This is a genomic window from Chromohalobacter nigrandesensis, assembly GCF_023061285.1.
Lineage (GTDB): Bacteria > Pseudomonadota > Gammaproteobacteria > Pseudomonadales > Halomonadaceae > Chromohalobacter > Chromohalobacter nigrandesensis.
The window spans coordinates 105,683-129,971 of sequence record NZ_JAKGAM010000010.1 but is presented as its reverse complement, the minus strand read 5'-3'; the positions used below and the strand labels follow the sequence as shown (position 1 = coordinate 129,971).

Here is a 24,289-nt window from a genome sequence, read left to right as displayed (position 1 = left end):
TTTCAAAATCACGGCGCGGGGGCGTTTGCGTTGCAGTGGTTAGTGCGAGGCGTCAGTCACTGGATTGCGCGCGCGGCAGGACGTTGAGGGCCCTGAGCAGGTTGAGCGCTTCACCGAGTTGGTAGTCGCTTTCGGCGAGTGAGGCTTCGCGCTCGGAGCGTTCAGTGTCGCCGTTGATGTTGCGCAGGTGGTTCTCGAGGTCGGCTTCGCGGATGTTGATGCCGCTGCCTTCGGCGACTTCGAGACGGCCACGCACCACGTCGACATCCGGTTCGATGCCTTGGGCCTGGATCGAGCGGCCATCCGGTGTGTAGTAGAGCGCGGTGGTCAGTTTCAGGCCGTCGCCGTTGTTGAGCGGCAGTACCTGTTGGACGGAGCCCTTGCCGAAGCTCTCGGTGCCCATCAGCACGGCGCGTTGCTGATCCTGCAGGGCGCCGGCAACGATCTCTGCCGCTGAGGCGCTGCCGCCGTTGATCAGTACCACCATCGGCACGTCCGGGGCGCTGGTCTGGGTGGAGGCAGAGAAACGCATGTCGCTGTCCGGCAGGCGGCCTTCGGTGTAGACGATCAGGCCGCTGTCGAGGAACAGGTCGGCGACGTCGACGGCGCTGTCGAGCACACCGCCGGGATTGTTGCGCAGGTCGAGGACCAGCCCTTTGAGCTCGCCTTCGTCACGCATCTCGTCGATGGCGTCGCGGGCCTGCTCGCCGGTACGGTTCTGGAACTGGCTGATGCGCAGGTAGCCATAGCCCGGTGCCAGCAGCTCGTGCTTGACGCTTTCGGTCTGGATGGTCTCGCGGGTCAGGGTGACATCGCGAGGGGCGTCTTCGCCCTCGCGCATGATGGTCAGGCGAATCTCCTCGCCTTCGTCGCCGCGCATCATGTCCACGGCTTCTTGCAGCGACAGGCTTTCGGTGGGTGTGTCGTCGATGCGCAGGATACGGTCCTGGGCCTGAAGGTCGGCGCGGGCGGCCGGGGTGTCGTCGATGGGGGCGATGATCGTCAACTGGCCGTCCTGCATGCCGACTTCGATGCCGACACCGCTGAATTCGCCCTCAGTGTTCTCGCGCAGGGCCTCGAAGGCGTCCTTGTCGAGATAGGCGGAGTGTGGATCGAGCTCGCCTAGCATGCCGCGAATGGCGTTGCGCATCAGGGTGGTATCGTCGACTTCGTCGACATAGGTGCGCTTGATGCGCTCGAAGACCTCGGCGAAGGTCTGCACGTCTTCCACGGGCAGGGCATCATTGTCGGCCTGAGCCTGGGTGCTTGGCTGAGCGCTTTGCTGGGCGTGCGCCGGCAGCGACAGGGTTAGCGCACCGATCACCAGGGCCATGCCCATTGCTAGAAAGTGGCGAACGATGAGACGTGGGGAACGGGGTTGGCTTGCGGTCATGCTGTCTCCACAACGCGGCGGAACGGGCTCATGTCAGTCGCGCCGGAAGGGGCGACCAGGTGGCGAGGCGCAGGCGAACCCACGCGCGCCGAGGCCCAGCATAGCCTTTATGGGTCGGCGCAATCCAGCGTGGCGCACGTTCAGCGCCGGGTGATCCAGTCGCTGGGGTCGATGGGGTCGCCGTTTTTGCGGACCTCGAAATACAGCGCCGGGCTGTCGCGGCCGCCGCTGTCGCCGACGGCGGCAAGGGTATCGCCGCGCGTGACCTGGGCGCCGACTTCGACATCGAAGCGTTGCAGGTGGGCGTAAAGCGTCATGACGTTGTCGCCGTGATCGACGATCAACAGATTGCCGAAGCCGCGCATCCAGTTGGCGAATACCACGCGGCCGGCATGCACGGCGGTGACCGGTGTGCCCGCTGCGGCGCCGATGAGCATGCCGTTGCGGTCGACCCCTTCGCCGTTGCCGTAGGTGGCGAGCATGTCGCCCTGCACGGGCCAGGGTAGATCGCCCCGGGTCTCTTCGATATCCGTGGAGGGCGGCGCTTCTTCGAGACGATCGAGCTTGGCCTGCATCTGCTCGAGCAGTTGCTGAGCGTCCTCGCGGTCATCATTGAGCGCGGCCAGCTTGGCTTGCTGAGAGGTGTAGCGCTCTTTGTACTTCGAGAGGATGGCTTCGCGCTCGCTGCGCTGATCGCTGAGCGTCTCACGGCGTTCGCTCAGCTCGCTGGCGAGGTCGTCCAGGCGCTCTTGATGCGACTGCAGCGCGCTTTGCGTTTCGTCGAGCTGGTCCTCGAGCTTGGCTAGAGCGTCGAGACGCTGCTCACGCGCCTGGTTGAGATGATTGAGATACTGCTGAAGGCGGTCCAGCCGCGCGGGGTCGGTCTGGTTGAGCAACAGCTTGAGCTGCGGCGTGGGGCCGAGCCGGTATAGTGCGTTGAGCTGCTTGGCCAGGGCGGCGCGTTGCTGGCGGCGCTCTTCCTCGAGGGTCTGGCGCTGCTGTTTGAGCTCGGCGACTTCCTGATCGAGTTGATCCTGCTCGCGCTGCAGGCCGGTCAGCCGCTGTTGGGTGTCGGCCAGCTCGGTTTCCACCTCGCGCAATGCGTCCTGCGCGCTATCGCGTTCGTCACGAGTGCCCTCGAGGCGTGACTCGGCGTTCTCGATATCGCTCCCCAAAGCTTCGAGCTGACGCTTGACCTCCTCAGGTGAGTTCTGCGCCCAGGCGTCGGACGTGCCCAGCGACAGCCACGCACACGAGAACGCCATGGCGCAGGCCATGGCGATTCGCTTGCTGGACGTCGGCGCGCTCATGCGCCGACGCCGCAATACACGTACACCTATCAGGGGGTATCCACCAGCACGCGACCGGTCATTTCTTCGGGGATCGGCTCGTGCATCATGGACAGCAGGGTCGGCGCCAGGTCGCACAGGCTGCCGTCGTCCGCCAGGGTGGCGCCGGCGCGCGGCGTGACGTAGACCAGCGGCACTTGGAAGGTCGTGTGCGCCGTCTGCGGATTGCCCGTCTCAGGATGCACCATCTGCTCGGCATTGCCGTGGTCGGCGGTGACCAGGCATTCGCCACCGGCGCGCTCTATGGCCTCGATCACCCGGCCCAGGCAGACATCCACCGCCTCGATAGCCTTGACGGCGGCATCGAAGTCACCGCTATGGCCGACCATGTCGCCATTGGCGTAGTTGCACACCACCAGATCGAACGTACCCGCGTCGATGGCCGCGACCAGCTTGTCGGTGAGCTCATAAGCGCTCATTTCCGGCTTCTCGTCGTAGGTCTTGACGTCCTGCGGCGAGGGGATCAGCTCACGGGTCTCGCCGTCGAACTCGTCCTCGCGACCGCCGGAGAAGAAGAAGGTGACGTGGGCGTATTTCTCGGTCTCGGCGATGCGTAGCTGCTTCAAGCCGCGCTTGGCGACGGTCTCGCCCAGGGTGTTGACTAGGTCGGTGGGTGGAAAGGCCACCGGCGCTGGAATGTTCGCGGCGTACTCGGTGAGCATCACCAGCCCTTCGTGGGCCAGCTTGGGCCGTGCCTGGCGAGTAAAGCCGCTGAAGTCGTCCTCGGCGAAGGCGCGCGAAAGCTCGCGAGCGCGGTCGGCGCGGAAGTTGAGGAACAGCGCGGCGTCGCCGTCGGCCATGCGTACCGGCTCGCCGTGCGGGCGAATGCTGGTGGCGGCGACGAATTCGTCGCTTTCGTCACGCTCGTAGGCGGCGTCCAGCCCGGCTTCGGCGCTGGTGGCGACCTGCGAGCCCTCACCCTCGACGATGACGCGATAGGCTTGCTCGACACGGTCCCAGCGGTTGTCGCGGTCCATGGCGTAGTAACGGCCGACGATCGAAGCGACGTAGGCGTTGTCGGCGCCGAATAGCTCGGCGAGGCGTGCATTGGCACGTTCCAGCGAGGGACGTGCGCTCTTGGGCGCGGTGTCGCGGCCGTCGAGGAAGGCGTGCAGATAGACGTGCTTGGCGCCGCGTTCGGCGGCCAATGCGGCCACGGCGAGGATGTGATCCTCGTGGCTGTGCACGCCACCGGGCGAGAGCAGGCCGAGCAGATGCACGGCGCGGCCGGCGGTCACGGCGGCGTCGATGGGCGCCGTCAGCGCGGTGTTGGTGGCCAGCTCGCCGTCTTCGATGGCTTTGGTGATACGCGTGAAGTCTTGGTAGACGATACGCCCGGCGCCGAGGTTCATGTGGCCGACTTCGGAATTGCCCATCTGGCCGTCGGGTAGCCCGACGTACTTGCCATCGGTATGCAGCAAGGCGGAGGGGTAGCGTTGTTTCAGCGCGTCCATGACCGGCGTCTTGGCGCTGTAAACGGCGTTGTACTCGGTGTCATCGTTCTGGCCGTAGCCATCGAGAATCAGCAGCGCAACGGGCCGGGGACGCTGGGTGTGGGTATCTGCCATAACATGCCTCGCGGGAATCTGATAGGCGTCGCATCGGCGCATCCGGCCGATGACCCCATGAAGCGGCAGTGCCGCCGGGGGTTCGCGACTCACGTCTCCTTGCGGCATCATAACGCAGTCACGAGAGAGCGTCAGCCGCGTTGGTGGGGCCGGACGCTCGCGCATGGCTCATGTATACTAAGGCGCCCGCCGGGGCATGCGACGTTCGCCGAGCGCACACGACGCCGACAGACACGTCGATAGACACACAACGAGAGTTATCCGCACCCATGATCGATCAGTTATTCGAATTCGTGCAAAACCACCTGCTACTGTCAGGCGCTTTTCTGGTGGTACTGGTGGCATGGATCGCCTACGAGCTGAAAGGCTCGAACAGCGGCGTCTCGCCGTCCGAAGCTACCTCGCTGATCAATCGCGAGGAGGGGCTGTTTCTGGATATTCGCGAGGTCAAGGACTTCAAGGCGGGGCATATCGCCGGCGCGCGTAATATTCCCAAGGGCCGTTTGGGGGATCGCCTCAAAGAGCTCGAGGACTACAAGGAAAAACCGGTGGTGGTGGTATGCCAGCACGGTCAGCACTCCGGCGCCGCTGTCGGGCAGTTGACCCAGGGCGGTTTCACCCGCGCGGCCAAGCTCAAGGGCGGTATGACCCAGTGGCAGTCCGATGAGTTGCCGGTGGTCCGCAAGTAAGCGCTACACTGGCGGGGCGGCGCACGCCGGGCCCCGCGTCTCATGCATAGATAAGTCAAAGGAAGTGCAACATGGCGGAAGACAACAATCAGGCCGCTCAAGGTGGCAACGACACGCAGAACCAGCTGCAATTTTCCATGCAGCGTATTTACGTCAAGGATGTCTCCTTCGAGTCGCCCAACGCGCCGAGCGTGTTCCAGAACGCCTTCAAGCCCAAGGTGGGGCTCGACCTCAACACCACCAGTGAGCAGGTCGGTGAAAACCTCTATGAGGTCGTGGTCAAGGTAACGGCGCAGGTCACCAACAACGAAGATGGCGCCACGGCGTTTCTCGCCGAGGTGGAGCAGGCCGGCTTGTTCCGCATCGCCGGCTTGAGCGACGACCAGCTCGACCACACGCTGGGCGCGTTCTGCCCCAACATGCTGTTCCCCTATGCGCGTGAGTGCATCGATAACCTGGTCAATCGCGGCAGCTTCCCGCCGCTGATGCTGTCACCGGTCAACTTCGAGGCGATGTACGCCCAGAAGAAGAAGCGCGAAAGCGAAGCCGCCGAGAACGTGCAGTAAGCGATGGCCGGACCGCGCATTCATGTGGCGGCCACGCTGGTCGCCGCAGCGGAAATCATCCTGCCCGAAGGTGCCTCACGCCATGTGGCGGGTGCGCTTAGGCTGCGTGAAGGCGCGGCGCTGCGCCTGTTCGATGGCGAGGGTCTCGAAGCCGAGGCCGAGATCGTCAGCGTGGGGCGCCGCGAGGTACGCGTACGGGTCACCACCGTGACCGAGGGCGGCGCCGAGTCACCGCTGGCGGTGCATCTCGGCCAGGCGATCTCCAAGGGCGACCGCATGGATTACGCCATCCAGAAGGCCACCGAGCTCGGCGTCGCGGCGATCACGCCGCTTTATACCGAGCACGGCGACGTGCGCCTCAAGGGTGAGCGCGAAGCCAAGAAACTCGCCCACTGGCAGGCCGTCGCGGTCAGCGCCTGCGAGCAATGCGGACGCAGCCGCGTGCCCACCGTGCATCCCCCGCAAACGCTCAGTGCCTGGCTGGCGGCACGCGACGAAGCGCTACGTCTCGTCCTGCATCCCGCCACCGACACCGCCTGGCAACACGCCAGCGACATCACCCGCGCCGCACTCCTCGTCGGCCCTGAGGGCGGTTTATCCCCCACCGAAATCGACGCCGCCTACACCGCCGATTTCACCGCCCTGACCCTCGGCCCCCGCATCCTGCGCACCGAAACCGCCCCCGTCGTCGCCCTTGCGCTGTTGCAGCATTATTTTGGTGACTTGGGGTAGAGCGTTCGCGTCTTATTTTCGATGCGGGTGTGGCTAAGGCGAACGCTGGTTGGTGCAGGGCCCGGAAGGCTGGGTAGTCATCCGCTTCGCAGGCCATAACCCTTATGGCGTGATGGATCACTGAATCGAGCTTGAAGGGGGCGTGGAGGTCTACGTTCCGCTGAGGATGATTGCCAATGGAGAAGGGGCTGAAGTGCAACTGACTCTCATCCATCATTCTGGGATGGATGAGGCGACATTCGAACGCGCTCAAAGCGCTGGCCGAGGCATCGCACATGAATGGGCAAAGTTGGGACCGAGTCTCGACGCCGTGGTAGGCGGGCTACGTGTGCGCAACGCAGTTTCGTACACGGGAAAAATAAGTCGCAAGCTCCGTTGTCTTGAATTATTTCTCCCGACCCAATGCATAAATGACAATTGGATAGCTGTTCTCATCAACTCCATGAGACGTTCCCAACAACTTCCACCCTTCTTTCAAAAGTTCATTGACCTCTTTCAAGACAGATGAATGCCTAACTTCAACTATGTCAAGGTGCTCTGCTGACATTTTTAACCCCCCCTGATCCCTGTTGGTTGTATATTCCTAGTGAATAACACTGGTTTTACGTATGATATAATCATTTAGTATAACATGATCGGAAGAGGTGGTTAGAAACTGAAGGTGATGGCTAAGTATAGTGCCTTTTGGTTAAAAGAAGTCAGGAAAATGCCATATTCTATATGCAGCATGGTTATGATACCTTGCTATTGATTGCTTTATCTACGAAGAAGCGGATTTTCTTGACTCCCATGAACCCTATGACGCCTCCAACGGTAACGGTGAGCCCCTCAGAAACACCGAGATGATTCATCAGGGAGTAAGACACGAAGGTCAAGCAGCCACAAAGCGTTGCCTCAATCAATGCCTCTAGCTTTCCACCCCCTTTCGCAATAACTCTCAATGCTGATATTACAACGGAGATCATTATCCCTGCGAGCAGAGAGTCTCCTTTAAAGAAATCCTTTACGACTACGATTGCACTCGAGATATCCATTTTATATACCCTTTATATGGTGGCGAACGAACAGTCCGCCACCATGTGGCGCGTTTCCCTTATTTGGTTAGCACATTGCCCATCGGAGGAATAAAGCCGTAGTCGTATACCTTGACGACGTAGGTGTTGCTTCCTTCGATCTTGAGTTCCACTGTCGGCGCCTCAGTGCCGCCGATCCGGTAGTCTTCGGCCTTGCCATCTTTCTCCACGCTATCGACGAAGGATGTCACAAGGCCATTCGGCATCACGCAGTGCGAGTAGGTCTGGAACGGCTGAGAAGACGGGTTGCCCAGCACCAGGCCTGATCCATTCAGCGGCTCAAACGGACCAAACAAGGAGTCACTGACAAAGCCATAGACGCCATCCGGACCATCCAGGCCATCGGAATAGGTGTACTGGTGGCTGATGGTGAAGAGGTAGTATTTGCCATCCTTGAACACGAAGTGTGGACGCTCCAACTGGTCATTAACGCCAACAGCGGTGACCAAGGGCGGGAGGATCTCCCAGTTATCCCCTGTAAGGTCGGTCGCAACAGCAATGCCAACGCAGCCACTCTGGAAGCGGGCTCCGCCGACGTCCTCAAAGCCAGGTGGAATATGACCCATATCTTCCGTAGTGATGACATGCTCACCAATATTGCCGGCTACATTGCCTTCGAACAGCATGTAAAGTTTGCCGTCATTCGGATCAATGAAGGGGGCGGGATCACGGAAGTTGGTGAGCGGATTTTGATCTAAAGTCTGATAGTAGACACCATCAGCAGTGAATAGCTCTTTTACATCATCAAAGCCATGAAGCTTGACTTCAGTTTCCGTGGTTTCGATGCGACCTTTGACTTTCGCCATGGTCGCCCCGGGCTTGACTGCGGTGTAGTAGAGTTCCATATCACCGTTGTCATTGAGCAAAATAGGCGTGCCAGCCCACTCTCGCTTAGTCGGGGAGACACCTTCTTGCATGACCCGGCCGCCAAAGATCCAGCTTTTACTATCTTTGGCGTACCAGTAGCATATGCGTGCCCGCCCATGACGGTTCTCCCAATCGGAAGCAATATCGTAACTACCATCTTCACGGGTAAATTCTTCGGGCTTGCGATCAGCCGTAAGAGTGAAGATGATAGACCAGCCATCGACTGATACAACATCACCGTTCAGTTTCCGGAGCGGCATGGTATCCCAGATGAACAGGTCGTCATCCAGTACCGGGAAATCATACCCGACCTCTGGTTGAGTCGTTGTCGGATCATCGAATTTCACTTTAAGTGCATCTGCACGAGACCAAGAGGCGGTTTGGATCTTATCTTGGATAGACATTTTTTAATACTCACATTGATGGGTGAGGCTTTATAAAAACATGAGTATTTACGTGCCAAAAGAGGATGGTGTTTGATCATTTACCACACAACATGACTTCTGCGATGTCAAGATTTTGTTGTGTGAGAGATGAAAAGTCACGCCCCTGTTGTGCCTTAGGTCTAAGTTGGATTATAAATGCGCTCATAAGTCATGTATTAATAAATTTTACATAAATGCTGCGGCTTATGACGAATGTATTTATCACCAAGGAAGGCACCCGCTATGATGCGCTGTCCAGTATGTGGAAAATCGGCACACACAAGAACGAGTCGCTATATAACGAGGACGATGAAAGAAGCCTATTACCAGTGCCAGAATATTTCTTGCTCCTGCACCTTCAAGGCCATAGAGAGTTTGGAAAAAATTATAAGCGCTCCCATGTCTGAAAAAGATTCGCTGGCGAAAGAATGTACGGAATAACGATATTTGTCGATGGTTATCATTTGACTTCTAGGTGCTCTGTCATCTTCACCTTTTCCTTCATTTCTTTCTGTTCTCAATAGGTAGCTGTATGTAGTCACTGTCATCTTGAGTTATTAGATGGTGTTAATTATTGGCCATTTGACTTAATCGATTAAGGTTGTGGGGCCATGAATTGAACAGCCTTGATCAGTATTAGGAGGAATCAAGGGAAGGCATGCGTCCGGCGCTGATCGTGTCACCGGACGCATTCAATCTCGCCATGGGCACGCCTCTGGAGGCGGTAAAAAGGGGAAAGGAAAAGCCCGCCTATTGATGTCGGCCGAGGAAATCGATCAATAACCGTGAGATCGCTTCCGGTTGATCCTCGGGCGAGAAGTGGCCACAGTTTTCCAGCACGGTGAGTTCAGAGCCCGGAATATCCGCATTCAGGCGGTGGGCATAATCCACGCTTTGCCAGGCGTCATCCGCTCCCCAGATGAGCTTAACCGGCAGGCTACCGAGTTCAGGCAATCGGTCTGCGATTTCCAGCGTGTGTTTAGGGTCGTAGTGGCGAACCTGGTGCTGAAAGAGGCTGGGTTGCCCAATGGGCCCGCTGATGAAATCGAGGTATGTGTCGAGTACGGAATCTGCCAGCGCGTGCTGGTCATGGACGGCGGTCAATAACCATTCACGGAAATGGGCGCGGTGCTCGGCATCGGGCGCCTTGATAAGTTTTTCCAGGCCGTCGGCCATTTGCTGACGGGTGCGTGGCGAGGGGTAGCTGTCGTAACTCACCACGTCGAGCAGTGTTAGTGAACGCAGTCGCTTGGGGTGGAAAATGCCGAACCGTTGGGCAATGCCACCGCCAAAATCGTGTGCAACCAAGTGAGCCGTACTCAATCCCCAATGATCCATCAATGCTGCGAGGATCGGCACCTGCGCGGAAATCGAGGTGTCGACTGACGGGTCCTGGGGGCGCTCGGAAAGACCGTAGCCCAATAGATCGAAGACATGCACTTGGTAACCCGCTGCGATCAAACGTGGCGCGATGTTTCGCCAGATGAGCGAGGAGGAGGGAGTACCGTGCAACAAGACGACGGGCTCGCCGCTCCCGTGAACGCCGTGAGCGATGCGTTTGCCATCGATCAGGAGGTGATGAGTCGCGAGATGCTTCATGGTCAGCTCCTGGCTGAAGTGCCTTTAAGAAATGGTGGTGTCATCCTTCTAGGCTGCGGTACGCTTTATAATGACTCAAATTGATTATTTTTCTGTATGAATCGATATTTGTCATGTGAGGTGTGATGAGCCCAAGACTTGAGGTGGGCGCACTGCAAGCGCTACGCGCCGTTGCGGATCACGGGGGTATCACGCGGGCAGCGGAGCATTTGGCACTGTCTCAGTCAGCGGTGTCACACAAGATCCAGCGGTTGGAGGACGGGCTAGGCTGCAAGTTGTTGACGAGGAGCGCCGGGCAATCGCCGTTCACGCCAGAAGGTGAGCGATTATTGCGTTATGCGCGACGTATTCTCGACTTGCACGACGAAGCCGTGATGAGTCTAGGGGCGCCGCCACTGAGTGGGAAGATCCGGCTTGGTGTGACCGAGGACACGACGAGCGGCAATCTGGCGCGCGTTCTGGGCCGTTTTACGCGACGCCACCCGGAGGTCACGGTGCATACGCACGTCGGTCAGAGCCTGACGATCGAGGAGCAAATCGACCGCAGCGAGCTCGATCTAGGACTGCTGCAACTCTTCGAACATCGTCAGCGTGGGTCGGATTCAGTACTCGCCAAGGAGACTCTTCACTGGGTGAAGTCGCCCGATCTCATACTCGATACGACGCGGCCGCTGCCTTTGGTCGCCTTCGATGATGCCTGTTTCTATCGACGTTGGGCGATGGAGGTCGGACAGTCGTTACCGCCAGGCTTTTCCACTGTCATGACATGCGCCAGTATCTCTGGCGTTGTGGCGGCGGTGAATGCCGGTCTAGGCATATCTCTGCTAAACAAGCGTCATGTCACACCGGAGATGATGGTCATGAACCGTGAGTTGACGCCGCCTCCGGCAATCATCTATGTCCTGCGAATGAGCCGTAAAAGCCACTCGCATGCTGTGCGCGGTCTAATGCAGGAGCTTGCGAGAGAACTCGATGACAACGGCGCGCTCGTCGCTAAGTAAAGGACGTTCCTGGCGCCCGAACTAGACAACCCGTCGTGATCCATCCGATGTCATGCGACAAGTCCTGCCACCGACCGCCGATTTATACGCCAAACCCCCGCCATGGCCTTTGCTCACGTTGCCCGGCGGCGTCATAATGAGGACATATCTCTCGTCAGTGGCCGCTACCATGTCCCGTTCCCAAGTTCCGTCTCCACGTTCATCCGCCACCGGGCAGCGTGCGTCGAGTGCGACGCGGCCGCCCCTGGGGCGTATTGGCGAGGTGGCGTATCTCAAGGTCGTGGCGGTCAACACGACCGGTGCCTTTCTCGATTGGGGCCAGCCTAAGGATGTGTTGCTGCCGTTCGCCGAGCAGCGCTTTCGTCCTGAGGTCGGCAAGCGGGTGCTGGTGATGCTCTATGAGGACGCCCAGGGGCGGCCGGTGGCGTCGATGCGTCTGGATCGCTTCCTGGCCGATGAGGCGCCGGGGATGACGCCCGGCGACCGCGTCGCGCTGGTGATCGCCGAGCGTACCGATCTCGGCTTCAAGGCGGTGGTCGATCACCGCTATTGGGGCTTGCTGTACGCCGATGACATTGTTCATCCGCCTCGGCGCGGCCAGCGGCTGACCGGTTACATCAAGCGCGTGCGCGAAGACGGGCGCCTAGACCTGGCCATGCTGCCGCCCGGCGAGGCGGGGCTCGATGTGGTCGGCGACAAGGTGCTGGAGCTGCTGCGCTGCCACGGCGGGTATGTGGCGTTGGGCGACAAGACGCCCGCTGCCGAGATCAAGGCACGCATGGGCGTCAGCAAGAGCGCCTTCAAGCAGGCGGTGGGGCGGCTCTACAAGAAGCGGCTCATCACCATCGAGGAAGATGGCATCCGCCTGACGCGCGAGGCGATAGACGCGCATCAGTCGGACTGACGCGCCCTCGCCACCTTGGTCTTCCGTTGGTCGCTGCGGCATACTGCGCGCATTCATTCCTGACCTGGAAGACCGATCATGAGCGAGCGCGCCTTGAAGCTCGGCGTGGTGATGGATCCCATCGCCGATATCGCCTACAAGAAAGATACCACCCTGGCCATGCTGTGGGCCGCTCAGCAACGCGGCTGGTCGCTTTATTATCTCGAGCCGGAAGACCTGTACTTGGAAGGCGGGCGCGCCATGGGCCGCATGCGTGCGCTGGAGGCGTATCGCGACCCTGAGGCATGGTATCGGCTCGAGGCGGTACAGGCCGCGCCGCTGGCGGAACTCGACGTGATCCTGATGCGTCAGGACCCGCCGGTGGATGACCACTTCCTCAACGCCGTGCACTTGCTGGGGTTCGCCGAGCGCGAGGGCGTGCTGGTGGTCAATCCCACCCAGGCGCTTTTGACCAGCAATGAGAAACTCTTCGCCCAGCAGTTCCCGCACTGCATTCCGCCCTCCGTGGTCTCGTGCCACGATGCCGTCTTGCGTGACTTTCATGCCCAGCACGGCGATGTGATCTTCAAGCCGCTGGACGGCATGGGGGGCAACGGCATCTTTCATATCACGCCGGAGGGGCGCAATCTGGGTTCGGTTATCGAGCAGCTCACCGAGCGCGGCACGCGCCAAATCATGGCGCAGCGTTATCTGCCCGAGATCAAGGCCGGCGACACGCGTATCCTGCTGATCGATGGTGAACCCGTACCCTATGGCCTGGCACGCATTCCCAGCGCCGGCGAGACACGCGGCAATCTGGCGGCCGGTGGGCGCGGCGAGGCCCGCGAGCTCACCGACCGCGATTACTGGCTCATCGAGCAGGTCAAACCGGCGATCCTCGACAAGGGCCTGATTTTCGTCGGGCTCGACGTGATCGGTGATTACATCACCGAGATCAACGTCACCAGCCCCACCTGCGTGCGCGAGATCGACGCGCAGCGCGGCACCGACATCGGTGGACTCTTGATGGGCGCCATTGCCCGGCGCTTCTGAGCGCCGCTCGCCATCCCAGGATGGCGAGGTTCGGCGAGTGGAATGATACAATCGTTGCGAAAAGCACCAATTTCGGCGTAAGTGAGAGCGAAACGCGTCTCGACGCCCGGGAGGCTCATGCAAAGCTTGAAGCATCATTTTCTGCTGGCGATGCCGCACCTCGACGACCCCAACTTCAAGGGGACGTTGACCTACATTTGTGACCATGACGACAACGGCACCATGGGCGTGGTCGTCAATCGTCCCATGGAGCTGACGCTCGACGCCCTGCTCGAGCAGCTCGAACTGGATGCCTCGGAGTGCCCGCAGCGCGACTTGCCGGTTCACTATGGCGGCCCGGTCCACAAGGATCGTGGCTTCATTCTGCACCGCGGCTCGAACCTGCCCTGGGATTCCAGCCTGCAGGTCGCTGACGACCTGGCCCTGACGACCTCCATGGACATACTCAAGGCCATCGCCGAGGGTCGGGGGCCCGAAGACTTCATCGTCTGTCTGGGCTGCACCGCCTGGCAGGCAGGTCAGCTCGAGGACGAGCTCAAGCAGAACACCTGGCTGACGGTGGAAGGCGACGCCTCGATCCTCTTCGATGTTCACTCGGAGCAACGCCTGAATGCAGCGGCGGGCATCCTGGGTGTCGATCTGAATCTGATGACGCGCGAGGCGGGACATTCCTGATGGCCGAGGCAGGGCAGCGGCTGGTACTGGCCTTCGATTACGGCACGCGGCGCATCGGCGTGGCGGTCGGCAACGAAATGCTGGGCAGTGCCACGGCCCTGGCACCGCTACCCGCGCGTGACGGGATTCCCGATTGGCAGCAGATCGAGGCGTTGCTCGAGGAATGGCAGCCGGATCTTTTGGTCGTGGGGCTGCCGCTCAACATGGATGGCACCGAGTCGGACATGAGTCAGCGCGCGCGCAAGTTCGGTAACCGCCTGCACGGGCGTTTCGGCAAGCCAGTAGAGGTGTTCGACGAACGCGGCTCCACACGCGCCGCCAAGCGCATCGCCCGCGATGCCGGTCATCGTGGCAACTACCGCGACGACGGCGTGGATGGCATCGCCGCGCAGTTGATCTTGCAAAGCTTCTTCGCCGACGACACCTTCCTTCACCGCATGCCGTAAACGCCCGCGACCGGCCTGGGCGGGTCGCGGGGTGCGCTTAGCTATTAACCCTGAATGATCAACTCTCCAGGTTCAGCTCCGGTGTCGGCCGGCTGAAGCCCATTTTCAAAGCACAGTTGCCTTTTTAGTAGCTTTTTGAAGCAGTCAGACGCAAGAGCTATTAGTATGACGTGCATCGCGCTTGGTTTTACCCACTTTCCGTCCATTTCCTGAAAAATCCTGCAACGTTGCTAGCTAGTCTAGTGTTATCCACTGGAATGTTCTTCAGGCTGGCGATGGCGGCTTGGCTCGTGTCCGTGGGAATGACATCTCCCCCGTATTTGTTGGCGAGCGTTTCAACATATTCAGCGGGGAATTCCGGATGAAATTGCACGGAGAGTGCGGGAAAGCTGTATTCAAGAACGCCGTTGGGGCAGTGGGCGGAGCCACCGATCACCTTCGCCGCTGGAGGAACGGACGTGACCTGGTCCTGGTGGAAGACGAAGACCCCCGCCTTGTCGTTGGGCATCCCCAAGGAGGCGGTATATTCCTGGGCGCCGACCCCCCAGCCATTGTCTGCCTTGATGGTCTGGCCACCGAAGGCATCCGCCATGATCTGGTGGCCGAAACAGATCCCGAAGACCGGGCGCTCGAGATCGATGGCCTGGCGCAGGAACTGCCGGATATCGCGGATCCAGTCGCCGTCCTCATAACTGCTGTGGCGTGAGCCCGTCAGCAGATAGCCGTCGTAAGCATCTGCAGCGGGCAGCGCTTCGCCGGAGACGGGCGAGCATTCGTCGAAACTGGCTTCGGGAAGGCTTGGTGACAGCCACTGCCGGATCATGTCCGGGTAGGAACCGAATCGTGACTTTAGGCCATCCGGCACCAGGCCATTTTCAATGATGCAGAGAGAAAGTGCTTTCATATCGTGTCCGAGATCATCTATTTTGCATCATGCAGTTGTTCAAGTGGTTTCTGTGTCCGCCGTCTGCAAAGCATCCAGTAACATGTTGCGGTAATCGGGCTGTTTCTTTTCCCCGTTGATGGAGATGATCCCCGTCAGTCTGCCGTCCCGGTAGTATCCCATGGCAAACAGGCTGCTATCGCTAATGCCCTGATGAAGGCTGCCATCCAGAGGCTCCGTGCTATCGGCGATCGACGGGAGCCCGATACCCTGAATCTTGATATCGAATTGATCACTCCAGAATGAGGGCACGATTGGTTTCGTGTCCTCCGGTCGCGTCCGCGGTGTGTCGCCCAAATGGCTTAATAGGGTAACAGCGCCTGTCCTTGCCGTTTCGACCGCGATGTTCCAGTGCTCGATACGACGGCAGACATCATCGAAGAGCGGGTTGTTGAAACGGGCAATGTCGCCAACGGCAATTACGTTGCCATGGCCCGGTACCGACATGTCGCTCTGGCATTGTACCCCGTCGGTGATATCGATGCCGTTGCCGTCCAGCCACGCCGTGTTCGGTTGGCTGCCGATCGCCTCGACCAGAATGTCAGTATCGATCGTTGTGCCGTTGCTGAGCGCGACGGTTTGCAGATTGCCCCGCTCGTCTTCCGCGATCTCGGCGATCAGGGTGTCGAGATGGAAGGACACGCCATGCCGTTGATGGTATTGCAACAGAGCGTCGGCGAATGGCGATCCCATGACATTGACGAGCGGTGCTGGCGCGGCATCGATGACGTTCACGGTGCACCCCAGCCGCGTGGCTGTGGCGGCCAGTTCGCAGCCGATGAAGCCGGCGCCGGCAATGGTGATACGACAGCCTTCGGTCAGGCCCTGCGCCAGTTGCCAGGCATCATTCAGGTTTCGGAGCCGATAACGTTGCGATTCGCCGCCGTGGACGGGAAGCGAGCGAGAACGCAGTCCGGTCGCAATGACCAGCCCGGTGTAAGAGAGCGCCTGACCGTCATCCAGCGTGATACGCTGGTTTGCCAGATCCGACGAGACAGCGCGTCTCCCGAGTTGCCAGGTGACCTCGCCCAGACGCGGTTTCAGCCCGAGCGCGACTGTTTCATGAAGGCTCTCCAGTGAAAGCGTCCGGGCATCGCTCAGCGCCTGCTTGGAAAGCGGTGGACGATTGTAGGGCAGGTAAGGCTCCTCACCGACCAGGGTGATCGCCCCCTCCCAGCCCTGGCTGCGCAACTGCTCGGCACTGCGGAGACCCGCCAAAGAACTGCCGACGATAACGATTCCCTCTGCCATGAGCGTCTCTCCTCGTTACCGGCGAACCTGGAAGGTCAAGGGAAGCGATACCGGCCCGGTATTGCCGCTGCGGGGCAGCCACTGGGGGTCGCCGTTGAGGCGGATCCGAGTCATGTGCCGGGCCAGCAACGGCATGGCAATGCTCATGTCGCTCTTGGCGATGAAGTGGCCCAGACAGTGATGGGTGCCGCCACCAAACCCGAAGTGGGGCGGGCGTTCGGCCTCGATATTGAAGCTGGGGTCCGGCATCGCTCGCGGGTCCGTCCCGGCAGCCTGGGAAAACAGGTGAACGGTCGTTCCGGCGTCGATCTGCAAACCTTGAAATTCGAAGGTCTCGATAGCTTCCCGAGTCACCCAGGTCACGGTGGGGTTGGTTCGCATGACCTCGCCCACGGCGTTACTGGCCAATTCCGGTCGCTCAGCAAGACGCTCCCACTGGTCCGGGTGCTGCATGAACGATTCCATGCCCAGGCCGAGCTGGTTGCGGGTCGTGTCCATGCCGCCGAAGATCAACAGCACGAGCATGATCCGCAGCTCATCATGACTCAAGGCATCGTCATCCCGCTGCGCCAGAACCAGTTTGGACACGAAATCGTCGCCAGGGTTGGCTAAACGATCATCGATCAACTGATCTGCATAGTGATACAGGCCCTCCAGCGCCTCCTCGATGCGAGGCAGATCCTGTTTCAGCGTGATACCCAGTGCCAGCCCGAGCGTGGCCGACCACTTGGCGATCGTGTTCCACTCGCTCTCGGGTAGCCCCAGCATGATGCAAATGACCCGCGCCGCATACGGCTCGGCGAACTCGCTCATGAACTCGCACTCGCCCTTCGCCACCATGGCATCGATCAGTTCCTGCGCCAGCGCCTGGAAACGCGGATTCATCTGCTCCAGCACCTTGGGTGAGAACGCCGGATTGACCAGTCGACGCAGCCTGGCGTGATCCGGGCCTTCCTTGTTGAGCAAGACTTCATTCCACCAGTCGGCGAACTTGCCTTCCGTCACGCCATTGTGGCGGGGCCAGGCAGCACTGCCTTGCCGCAACTTGGGGTGGCGAAGCAGCGTTTTCATCTCTTCATAGCGCAGTACCGCCAGGCCGTAATTCGTTCTGGCGAACCAGTTTCGTTCCCGGGCGTCATGCACTGCCTGGGAGTGAATGACGAAATCCGGATCGGAAACATTGAAGTATGCACTATCGAGGGTGTCTTGCGTTGCCGTGTTCATGTCGGTCACCTGGTGGTTGTTATTGAAATCCGTGGTCTATGACGCGCGGCTTACCCGATTCAGGTAGGCGCTGAATACCTGCCTGAAGCGGTTCCGGTTGTCCACTTCGTTGTCGGCGATCTCCTGTCTGAGCCGTCCGGGAATGTCCGGATGGTCGGCGAGAAATTGCCGGCCCGATGCCATCTGCTCCCAAGCCGCCAGCCAGGAATCGAACATCGCCGGAGTGATCTCCGGATGAAACTGCATCCCCATCTGCTGCCGGTGGATATACGCCTGGTGCGACATGGACGTGCTGGCGAGAAGCCGCGCGGCAGGCGGTGCGGTAAAGGCATCGAAATGGAAATTCAGCCACGGGCCGCTCGGCAGGAGCGCGGGGTCGGTGGTCTCGACCGGTGTCCAGCCGATCTCCGGCGCGTGATTGCGATAGGTTTCGCCGCCGAGGGCGCGGGCCAGTACCTGACTGCCGAAGCAGATCCCGAATACCGGGTGATTGCGCTCGATCAATGACTTCAGCCAGGCCAGTTCGCCGGACAGCCAGGGCAGCGTATGGTCGTAGGGTGATTCAATCGAGCCCATGACGATGACCAGTTGATCGTCGCCGGGATCGGGCAACGTGTCATCGACATAGCGAATGTCGATATCGAGAGCGTGTTCGTCGAGAATCGCCGGCAGGCTGCCGGTCGTATCCTCTTTGCTGTGTAACAGGACTATCGCAGATGAAAGGGTCATCAGGACCTCGGCTCAGAATTGAATCCACGTGGTCTTGAGTTGCGACATCTTGTCGAGCGCGTGCAGGGACTTGTCACGGCCATTGCCGGACTCGCCGAACCCGCCGAACGGTACCGTGATGTCGCTGCCATCATAGTTATTGACCCAGACGGTACCGGCTTTCAGGCCCTGGCTGACGCGATGCGCTCGTGACAATGAGGATGTCCAGACAGCCGCCGCCAGACCGTAGCGGGTGCCGTTGGCCTCGGCGAGCGCTTCGTCGTCGCTATCGAAGCGGGTCACGGCCAGTACCGGACCGAAGATCTCTTCCTGGGCGATGGTCATCCCGCGGCTGACATGATCGAACACGGTGGCCGGCATGTAGAAACCATCCAGGGAATCGAACGACTGTCCCCGGTAGACCAATTCCGCGCCCTGTTCATGACCGGTATCGATCAGATTCTGGACGCGGGCCAGATGCGGCTTCTCGATCATGGCTCCCATTGTCGTCGAATCGTCCATCGGGTCGCCGAGCTGCCAGCGGTCGACATGGGCCAGGACCCGCTGCATGAAATCATCCGCGATCGAGCGCTGTAACAGCAGGCGGGAGCCGGCGCTGCAGACCTGCCCCTGGTTGTAACAGATTCCCTGGGCGACGGCCGCCGCGACCTCGTCGAGATTCTCGGCGTCGTCGAACACGATCTGCGGGCTCTTGCCCCCGCACTCCACAAAGACAGCCTTCATGTTGGAGTCGGAGGCATAGCGTTGAAACAGGCGGCCGACGCCCCCCGAGCCCGTGAAACTGATGGCATCGACATCGGGATGCAGACCCAGCGCCGCGCCGGCGGTTTCGCCATAACCGGGCACCACATTCAGGACGCCATCCGGCAGGCCGGCCTCGGTGGCCAGTTCCGCCAGCCGTATGGCCGTCAACGGGGATTGTTCCGCCGGTTTGAGAACGACCGTATTGCCGACGGCCAGGGCAGGGGCCAGTTTCCAGCAGGCAATCATCAACGGGAAGTTCCACGGCACGACGGCACCGACCACGCCCAGTGGTTCGCGACGAATCGTGGCCAGCACATCGGACGCCGTAGGGGCGATCTGGTCATAACACTTGTCGATGGCCTCGGCGTAAAAGCGCACGCAGCGAATGGCGAGCGGAATATCATCACGGCGCGCATGGGTGATCGGCTTGCCGGTATCGCGACTCTCCAGTTGGGCGAGTTCCTCGTGGTGGGACTCCATGAGGTCGACCAGGCGCAACAAGTGTTGCCGGCGCTCCTGAGGGCTACGGCGTGACCAGTTGTCCGCTGCGGCTCGTGCGGCAGTGACGGCGAGATCGATATCGGCCTTTTCGCCTGCAGCTATCGTGGCGAGGAGAGTGCCATCACGTGGCGAGAGACACTCGAATTGTCGTCCCGAACTCGCTTGGCAGGCGCGGCCGTTGATCCACAGATGATTGCTTAACGCATTGTTATTAAACATGTTTTTAAATCCTGGATGTGGTTGTCCTTGTGATTCAGGAAAGGCCGGTCCGGGTGGGCCGGATCTGTCAATGAACCATATGATTTAAAACATTCTATGTCAAATGTATGATTGAACAGCTCGAAAAAGTAATATAAATATATTGATTTAAATATATTTTATTTTTGAATCTTGGGTGGTTTTCAGATGAGCCATACGGTCATTGTCGATGGTGGCCGCGATTGTAGTGGCTAGTGGTGGGTTTTTTCAGGAATGTTTGACAGTAAAAATATGGTGACATATGTTTCAAGCGACACCGGGGCCGATGTTTCTGACACACGAGGCTCCGGTCCATGCCCCAAGCCGTAAGGAGAATGGCGATGAAAGTCTGCGTGGATAGAGGCAAGTGCCAGGATCACGGGCAGTGCGTCATTGCGGCGCCCGAAATCTTTCGCTTCGACGACAACGGCACGCTGCAGTATGAGGAACTTCCCGACGACAGTTTACGCGATGTCGCGGAAGAAGCGGCCGACGTGTGTCCCGAGCAGGCGATCACGATTGTCGAATAACGCCGTGACACCACGGTACTGCCGCAACAAAAACGATTAACAACAACCGCAGGTGTGTGACATGAATACCAACCTAGATGACAAGACCCAACAAGACCTGATGAACCGCATTTCCCGCATTGAAGGTGGGGAGCGACCTGAAGAAATGACAACAGGAGACTGGCTCATGCCGATCGGCGCCTGTGCGTTGATAACCGTGCTGTTACTGCTAAGTCTGTAGCTCTTAGTCTCCGGACCTTTTCCACAACAACAAATGTTTAGAGGTCAACAATGAACACGAGTCCCAAGACCCAACCCTCCCAAGACGAGGCGGCGTCCCATTTCGGGATATTGCCGGCAATGTCCAATGAACGCCCCTTTGGATTGACGGATTACGTCATGATGATGGTGGGGTTCGGTATCGCGGCATGGAGTTTCCTGATCGGTGGCTATACTGGCAGTGTCCTGCCGGCCAGTCAGGCGATTCCCGTCATTCTCTTCGGTAATGCGATGCCGGTTCTGATGTTGCTTGGATTGGCCAAATTCTTCTGTCGATATGGGGTAGATACCTTTATCGGTGCACGTGCTGTTCTCGGTTGGCTGGGCAGCAATATATTTATGTTTATATTTATAGTCATAAACTTAGGGTTTATGACAATGGCAACATTTATGCTCGGCGAATCCTTCACAACGCTGTTCGCTGAGTTCAACATGCCTGCCTGGATGACTGATCGCTCGATTGGGGCGCCGATCTTTGCGATAAGTGCTTTTGTGGTTGCTTGGATGATCGCTTACAAAGGTCCCATAGCCATTAAAATTTTCAATCGCGTCGGTGTGCCAACGATTTTTGCGATTATCGCCGGACTGATTTTCTACATTCTGTGGGTAGAAGGATTGGATAAAGCCTTTAATGCCGTGCCTGCCTCTCCCTATGATGACCCACAGCGTGGCCTAATGTCGGCAATCGAATGGAACGTTGGTTTGGGATTCTCTTGGGCAGCCTATTTTGGCCAGTGGTGTCGGCTAGCTAAAACCGAGAAGATAGCTGTATGGGGTAGCTTCATTGGTTGGGGTGTTCTGCTTAATATCGCGGCTATACTGGGAGCACTTACAGCACTACTGGTCGGCGTGTATGATCCGGCTAAGTGGATGATCTCCGCTGGTGGTCCCATCTTCGGTATATTGGGTCTGATACTGCTGATCCTGGCGAACCTGACTTCGGCGACAATTTTGGTCTACTCGCAGGGAATCAGTATTAAGACGATGTTCCCTCAGTGGCCATGGGCTAGGGCGATTGCCACGACGTTGCCTGCCATACTACTGATGCTGACACCTACATTCTACGACGGCTACACCACTTTCCTCTCGTATATCTCGTTCATCATGGCTGCTTTTGGGGCAGTGCTGGTTACCGAGCTTGTTATCATCCGACGTTACAAGATTGATATGGTTGGTATGTATGACCAGTCGTCACTGATTTATCGGTATCAGAGTGGCATCAATTATGCGGCTTGTGTTGCCATAATTCTAGGCGGAATTTTTTACTTTTGGTCCTACAACCCCGTAGCCGATTCACCAGGTCCGCTGTTTCTATATATCAGTGCAGGCCTGCCCACCTTCTTAGTGACTGCACTTTTCTATTGGATCGTACGACTTTGGCAGATCGGTAGCAAAAAGCATCCCGGCGCGTCCGAAGCGTCATAACATCAACAACAGTATAGGAAGTTACACATGACCGCCCTGAATTCGCATATCGAAAAGAACATGGATGACGTGAAGATCCAGGAGATCCGTGCACGCATCCAGGAAGCTGGGGTCAAGTATATCTATTACCAGGTTGTCACCCTGGGAGGGAAACTGCTGGCCAAGGTCGTACCGGCGACTCAGTTGGAGAGGAATCTGGCCAAGGGCATTCAGTTCCATCGTACCGCCATCAGCAATATGCAATGTAACCGCTATGGTGAGTTGCTGGGTGGTGGTACGCAGGCGGCTGAATTTACCGCTATGCCGGATCTGGATACGTTCCGAGTCCTGCCCTGGGATCGCTCCGTCGGGGCGTTTCTTTGCCGGGTCTACGAGCCTGGTCATCGACTTGAGGTTGGCGGGCAGCCCCTATCGACCGATCCGCGTGGTCTGCTGATCCGTGCCCATGAAGGGTTCACGGAGCGCCAGGGCATGCAGCTCAAATCCGGATGCGAACCGGAAATGTCCTGGTTGGGTGATTCCATGAAGATCCATCCGCGACCGGATGCCAGCCCGGCTTACCAGCTCAGCAACCTGGAGCTCATGCGTCCCATCTACCAGAAGGTCATCGACTACGCGACCGAGATGGGTTTCGACATGATCGAAGGGGACTACGAGGACCCGTATCAGCTCGAACTCAACTGGATGTTCGATACCTGTGAACTGACGGCGGATCGCCTGGTGCTGTATCGCCAGATCTGCCGTCAGGTCGCCAAGGAGTTCGGCGTCACGGCCAGCTTCATGCCCAAACCCTATACCGGCGGCATGGGCAACGGCTGTCACCACAACCTCAGCCTGTGGCGGGGCGATACCAACGCCTTCCAGGAAGAGGGGCGTACTGAACTGCATCTGAGCGATGTCGCTCGCTACTCGCTGGGCGGCATGCTGAAACATACTCCGGCGTCCATGCTGATCATGGCCTCGACCGTCAACTCCTACAAGCGCTTTTGGGATGTCGGCCAGTTCGCCCCCGCTCAGGTGAACTGGGGCATGGACAACAAGACCTGCAGCGTCAGGCTCTCGGCGGTCGGCCGTCTGGAATACAAGATGCCGGATGCTAGCGTGAACCCTTACTTGTCGCATACCGCGCTGTTGGCAGCGATCGAGCACGGGTTGGAAAACCAGCTCGATCCCGGCCAGAGCAGCGACGCCAGCAGTTATGGGCGCGATATCGATGCCAGCGTCCGTATCCCGCTCACCTTGGGTGAAGCGGTCGAGGCGTTCGACAAGGACCCGGTCATCAAGGGCGCGTTCCCGGAGACCCTGGCCACACTCTACGCTGAACTGAAACACGACGAGTGGGCACGCTACTGCGCCGCCGTCACCGAGTGGGAGCTCGATATGTACAAGGAGTATCTACCATGACGGCGTCTCACACGCTTAAGGTTATCTGTGCCGATCTGCCGGCACCGCCGCTGTTCGAACGCGATGAACGGGGCGAGCGGCATGGCTACGAAGCCGATGTCGCCCGCCTGATCGCCGAACGACTGGATCGGCAAGTCGAATGGGTCTACCGGCAATGGAGCGATTTCTATCCGGCACTCGACGCTGGGGAGGGCGACCTCCTCCTGTGTGGGCAAGGGATTTCCGACTATCGCAAGACGCTGGGTGATTTCACCCAGCCCTATGCCATCTTCGACGAGTCGGTGATGGTCAGGTCGGGTAGCGGGATCACTTCGTCTCAGCATCTGGAAGGTCGTCGTGTCGGGGCGATCGCCAACAGCCTCAACATGGCGCTGGCCGAGACCTTCAGCGGCGCGGTACCGGTGCCCTTTGACGGGGCCAGTGACGATGTCTTCGGCGACATGGTCGCCGCCTTGCGTTCAGGTGATATCGATGCCTTGGTAGATGATGATGTCGCGCTCGTACCGCTGGAAGCCGATGACTTGACGATTGCCTTCACCGTGCCGACGCGCAATGTCTGGGGCGCGGTGGTAGCGAAAAATCAGTCCGACTGGCTGGTCAGGGTAAACTGGGCGCTCGACGAAATTATTGCAAATGGCTCACTGGAATCTGCCTGGGAGCGATGGATGCCGACACTAGCTTATCCGTTTGATGATCAGTGCCAATTGCTTGATCGTCACTGATA

General features: G+C 59.1%; 25 protein-coding genes. 14 read left to right on the top strand and 11 right to left on the bottom strand.

What is annotated here, in order from left to right:
- Positions 1–52 precede the first annotated feature (52 nt).
- The 3 genes from L1073_RS12745 to gpmI form a co-directional block, all read right to left on the bottom strand.
- Complete coding sequence (locus tag L1073_RS12745) at positions 53–1,393, bottom strand: S41 family peptidase (RefSeq protein ID WP_246899809.1); 1,341 nt, start codon at positions 1,391–1,393, stop codon at positions 53–55.
- 140 nt (positions 1,394–1,533) lie between these two features.
- Positions 1,534–2,703, bottom strand: a complete 1,170-nt coding sequence (locus tag L1073_RS12740; protein ID WP_246899807.1) for a murein hydrolase activator EnvC family protein — start codon at positions 2,701–2,703, stop codon at positions 1,534–1,536.
- Between the two features lie 29 nt (positions 2,704–2,732).
- Positions 2,733–4,310 (bottom strand): 2,3-bisphosphoglycerate-independent phosphoglycerate mutase, encoded by a 1,578-nt coding sequence (gpmI, locus tag L1073_RS12735; protein ID WP_246899805.1) that lies wholly within the window; start codon positions 4,308–4,310, stop codon positions 2,733–2,735.
- A 269-nt stretch (positions 4,311–4,579) separates the two neighbouring features.
- On the opposite strand from gpmI, the gene L1073_RS12730 reads away from it, so the two are divergent.
- From L1073_RS12730 to L1073_RS12720, 3 genes are all read left to right on the top strand, one after another.
- Positions 4,580–4,999, top strand: coding sequence for a rhodanese-like domain-containing protein (locus L1073_RS12730; protein ID WP_246899803.1), 420 nt, complete (start codon positions 4,580–4,582; stop codon positions 4,997–4,999).
- 71 nt (positions 5,000–5,070) lie between these two features.
- A complete protein-coding gene (gene secB / locus L1073_RS12725) occupies positions 5,071–5,565 on the top strand; it encodes a protein-export chaperone SecB (RefSeq protein ID WP_097021576.1) in 495 nt (164 codons plus the stop codon).
- Between the two features lie 3 nt (positions 5,566–5,568).
- The gene (locus L1073_RS12720) at positions 5,569–6,297 is read left to right on the top strand and encodes a 16S rRNA (uracil(1498)-N(3))-methyltransferase (protein WP_246899801.1); all 729 of its coding nucleotides are present in this window, start codon (positions 5,569–5,571) and stop codon (positions 6,295–6,297) included.
- Between the two features lie 731 nt (positions 6,298–7,028).
- Here the strand turns inward: L1073_RS12720 and L1073_RS12715 are convergent.
- Positions 7,029–7,331: a phage holin, lambda family gene (locus L1073_RS12715; protein WP_246899799.1), complete on the bottom strand. Its 303-nt coding sequence runs from the start codon at positions 7,329–7,331 to the stop codon at positions 7,029–7,031.
- 59 nt (positions 7,332–7,390) lie between these two features.
- Positions 7,391–8,641, bottom strand: a complete 1,251-nt coding sequence (locus tag L1073_RS12710) for a glycoside hydrolase family 68 protein (protein WP_246899797.1) — start codon at positions 8,639–8,641, stop codon at positions 7,391–7,393.
- A 234-nt stretch (positions 8,642–8,875) separates the two neighbouring features.
- Between L1073_RS12710 and L1073_RS12705 the strand changes: the two genes are divergently transcribed.
- Entirely contained in the window at positions 8,876–9,103 is a 228-nt protein-coding gene (locus L1073_RS12705; protein ID WP_343322508.1) for an ogr/Delta-like zinc finger family protein, read from the top strand.
- Positions 9,104–9,412: 309 nt separating this feature from the next.
- On the opposite strand, the gene L1073_RS12700 is transcribed toward L1073_RS12705, so the two are convergent.
- Positions 9,413–10,261 (bottom strand): alpha/beta fold hydrolase, encoded by an 849-nt coding sequence (locus L1073_RS12700; RefSeq protein WP_246899794.1) that lies wholly within the window; start codon positions 10,259–10,261, stop codon positions 9,413–9,415.
- 125 nt (positions 10,262–10,386) lie between these two features.
- Here L1073_RS12700 and L1073_RS12695 point away from each other — a divergent pair, with 125 nt between their 5' ends.
- The 5 genes from L1073_RS12695 to ruvX all read left to right on the top strand — a co-directional run bounded on the left by L1073_RS12695 (position 10,387) and on the right by ruvX (position 14,319).
- A complete protein-coding gene (locus L1073_RS12695) occupies positions 10,387–11,262 on the top strand; it encodes a LysR family transcriptional regulator (RefSeq protein ID WP_246899793.1) in 876 nt (291 codons plus the stop codon).
- Positions 11,263–11,431: 169 nt separating this feature from the next.
- Positions 11,432–12,166, top strand: a complete 735-nt coding sequence (locus tag L1073_RS12690; RefSeq protein ID WP_246899791.1) for a CvfB family protein — start codon at positions 11,432–11,434, stop codon at positions 12,164–12,166.
- Between the two features lie 78 nt (positions 12,167–12,244).
- Positions 12,245–13,198: a glutathione synthase gene (gene gshB, locus L1073_RS12685; RefSeq protein WP_246899790.1), complete on the top strand. Its 954-nt coding sequence runs from the start codon at positions 12,245–12,247 to the stop codon at positions 13,196–13,198.
- A gap of 117 nt (positions 13,199–13,315) precedes the next feature.
- Positions 13,316–13,873, top strand: a complete 558-nt coding sequence (locus L1073_RS12680; protein ID WP_246899789.1) for a YqgE/AlgH family protein — start codon at positions 13,316–13,318, stop codon at positions 13,871–13,873.
- The gene (gene ruvX, locus L1073_RS12675) at positions 13,873–14,319 is read left to right on the top strand and encodes a Holliday junction resolvase RuvX (protein WP_246899787.1); all 447 of its coding nucleotides are present in this window, start codon (positions 13,873–13,875) and stop codon (positions 14,317–14,319) included. Before L1073_RS12680 ends, ruvX begins: the two co-directional genes overlap by 1 nt.
- Positions 14,320–14,506: 187 nt before the next feature.
- Here the strand turns inward: ruvX and L1073_RS12670 are convergent, their stop codons facing one another.
- From L1073_RS12670 to L1073_RS12650, 5 genes are read right to left on the bottom strand one after another with little or no spacing between them, the layout of a single operon-like run.
- The gene (locus tag L1073_RS12670; protein ID WP_246899786.1) at positions 14,507–15,223 is read right to left on the bottom strand and encodes a type 1 glutamine amidotransferase; all 717 of its coding nucleotides are present in this window, start codon (positions 15,221–15,223) and stop codon (positions 14,507–14,509) included.
- A 39-nt stretch (positions 15,224–15,262) separates the two neighbouring features.
- The gene (locus tag L1073_RS12665; protein ID WP_246899784.1) at positions 15,263–16,513 is read right to left on the bottom strand and encodes an NAD(P)/FAD-dependent oxidoreductase; all 1,251 of its coding nucleotides are present in this window, start codon (positions 16,511–16,513) and stop codon (positions 15,263–15,265) included.
- Between the two features lie 15 nt (positions 16,514–16,528).
- Positions 16,529–17,737 carry a cytochrome P450 gene (locus tag L1073_RS12660; protein WP_246899782.1) on the bottom strand — a complete coding sequence of 403 codons (1,209 nt, stop codon included), beginning with the start codon at positions 17,735–17,737 and terminating at the stop codon, positions 16,529–16,531.
- A 36-nt stretch (positions 17,738–17,773) separates the two neighbouring features.
- Positions 17,774–18,466, bottom strand: a complete 693-nt coding sequence (locus L1073_RS12655; protein ID WP_246899781.1) for a type 1 glutamine amidotransferase — start codon at positions 18,464–18,466, stop codon at positions 17,774–17,776.
- A gap of 12 nt (positions 18,467–18,478) precedes the next feature.
- The gene (locus tag L1073_RS12650; RefSeq protein ID WP_246899779.1) at positions 18,479–19,930 is read right to left on the bottom strand and encodes an aldehyde dehydrogenase; all 1,452 of its coding nucleotides are present in this window, start codon (positions 19,928–19,930) and stop codon (positions 18,479–18,481) included.
- 359 nt (positions 19,931–20,289) lie between these two features.
- Between L1073_RS12650 and L1073_RS12645 the strand changes: the two genes are divergently transcribed.
- From L1073_RS12645 to L1073_RS12625, 5 genes are all read left to right on the top strand, one after another.
- Positions 20,290–20,478 carry a ferredoxin gene (locus L1073_RS12645; protein WP_246899777.1) on the top strand — a complete coding sequence of 63 codons (189 nt, stop codon included), beginning with the start codon at positions 20,290–20,292 and terminating at the stop codon, positions 20,476–20,478.
- Between the two features lie 61 nt (positions 20,479–20,539).
- The gene (locus L1073_RS12640) at positions 20,540–20,698 is read left to right on the top strand and encodes a hypothetical protein (RefSeq protein WP_246899775.1); all 159 of its coding nucleotides are present in this window, start codon (positions 20,540–20,542) and stop codon (positions 20,696–20,698) included.
- Positions 20,699–20,817: 119 nt separating this feature from the next.
- Complete coding sequence (locus tag L1073_RS12635; protein WP_246899774.1) at positions 20,818–22,161, top strand: cytosine permease; 1,344 nt, start codon at positions 20,818–20,820, stop codon at positions 22,159–22,161.
- Between the two features lie 27 nt (positions 22,162–22,188).
- Complete coding sequence (locus tag L1073_RS12630) at positions 22,189–23,565, top strand: glutamine synthetase family protein (protein WP_246899772.1); 1,377 nt, start codon at positions 22,189–22,191, stop codon at positions 23,563–23,565.
- Entirely contained in the window at positions 23,562–24,287 is a 726-nt protein-coding gene (locus L1073_RS12625) for a substrate-binding periplasmic protein (protein WP_246899770.1), read from the top strand. Before L1073_RS12630 ends, L1073_RS12625 begins: the two co-directional genes overlap by 4 nt.
- The last annotated feature ends 2 nt before the right edge of the window (positions 24,288–24,289 follow it).

Coding starts and splice junctions, on each gene's coding strand:
- ruvX (WP_246899787.1), top strand. CDS start 13,873: ATGGCCGAGGCAGGGCAGCGGCTGGTACTGGCCTTCGATTACGGCACG.
- L1073_RS12680 (WP_246899789.1), top strand. CDS start 13,316: ATGCAAAGCTTGAAGCATCATTTTCTGCTGGCGATGCCGCACCTCGAC.
- L1073_RS12650 (WP_246899779.1), bottom strand. CDS start 19,930: ATGTTTAATAACAATGCGTTAAGCAATCATCTGTGGATCAACGGCCGC.
- gshB (WP_246899790.1), top strand. CDS start 12,245: ATGAGCGAGCGCGCCTTGAAGCTCGGCGTGGTGATGGATCCCATCGCC.
- secB (WP_097021576.1), top strand. CDS start 5,071: ATGGCGGAAGACAACAATCAGGCCGCTCAAGGTGGCAACGACACGCAG.
- L1073_RS12705 (WP_343322508.1), top strand. CDS start 8,876: ATGTATTTATCACCAAGGAAGGCACCCGCTATGATGCGCTGTCCAGTA.
- L1073_RS12720 (WP_246899801.1), top strand. CDS start 5,569: ATGGCCGGACCGCGCATTCATGTGGCGGCCACGCTGGTCGCCGCAGCG.
- L1073_RS12710 (WP_246899797.1), bottom strand. CDS start 8,641: ATGTCTATCCAAGATAAGATCCAAACCGCCTCTTGGTCTCGTGCAGAT.
- L1073_RS12695 (WP_246899793.1), top strand. CDS start 10,387: ATGAGCCCAAGACTTGAGGTGGGCGCACTGCAAGCGCTACGCGCCGTT.
- L1073_RS12625 (WP_246899770.1), top strand. CDS start 23,562: ATGACGGCGTCTCACACGCTTAAGGTTATCTGTGCCGATCTGCCGGCA.
- L1073_RS12730 (WP_246899803.1), top strand. CDS start 4,580: ATGATCGATCAGTTATTCGAATTCGTGCAAAACCACCTGCTACTGTCA.
- L1073_RS12740 (WP_246899807.1), bottom strand. CDS start 2,703: ATGAGCGCGCCGACGTCCAGCAAGCGAATCGCCATGGCCTGCGCCATG.
- L1073_RS12665 (WP_246899784.1), bottom strand. CDS start 16,513: ATGGCAGAGGGAATCGTTATCGTCGGCAGTTCTTTGGCGGGTCTCCGC.
- L1073_RS12670 (WP_246899786.1), bottom strand. CDS start 15,223: ATGAAAGCACTTTCTCTCTGCATCATTGAAAATGGCCTGGTGCCGGAT.
- gpmI (WP_246899805.1), bottom strand. CDS start 4,310: ATGGCAGATACCCACACCCAGCGTCCCCGGCCCGTTGCGCTGCTGATT.
- L1073_RS12690 (WP_246899791.1), top strand. CDS start 11,432: ATGTCCCGTTCCCAAGTTCCGTCTCCACGTTCATCCGCCACCGGGCAG.
- L1073_RS12635 (WP_246899774.1), top strand. CDS start 20,818: ATGTCCAATGAACGCCCCTTTGGATTGACGGATTACGTCATGATGATG.
- L1073_RS12655 (WP_246899781.1), bottom strand. CDS start 18,466: ATGACCCTTTCATCTGCGATAGTCCTGTTACACAGCAAAGAGGATACG.
- L1073_RS12745 (WP_246899809.1), bottom strand. CDS start 1,393: ATGACCGCAAGCCAACCCCGTTCCCCACGTCTCATCGTTCGCCACTTT.
- L1073_RS12715 (WP_246899799.1), bottom strand. CDS start 7,331: ATGGATATCTCGAGTGCAATCGTAGTCGTAAAGGATTTCTTTAAAGGA.
- L1073_RS12700 (WP_246899794.1), bottom strand. CDS start 10,261: ATGAAGCATCTCGCGACTCATCACCTCCTGATCGATGGCAAACGCATC.
- L1073_RS12630 (WP_246899772.1), top strand. CDS start 22,189: ATGACCGCCCTGAATTCGCATATCGAAAAGAACATGGATGACGTGAAG.
- L1073_RS12645 (WP_246899777.1), top strand. CDS start 20,290: ATGAAAGTCTGCGTGGATAGAGGCAAGTGCCAGGATCACGGGCAGTGC.
- L1073_RS12660 (WP_246899782.1), bottom strand. CDS start 17,737: ATGAACACGGCAACGCAAGACACCCTCGATAGTGCATACTTCAATGTT.
- L1073_RS12640 (WP_246899775.1), top strand. CDS start 20,540: ATGAATACCAACCTAGATGACAAGACCCAACAAGACCTGATGAACCGC.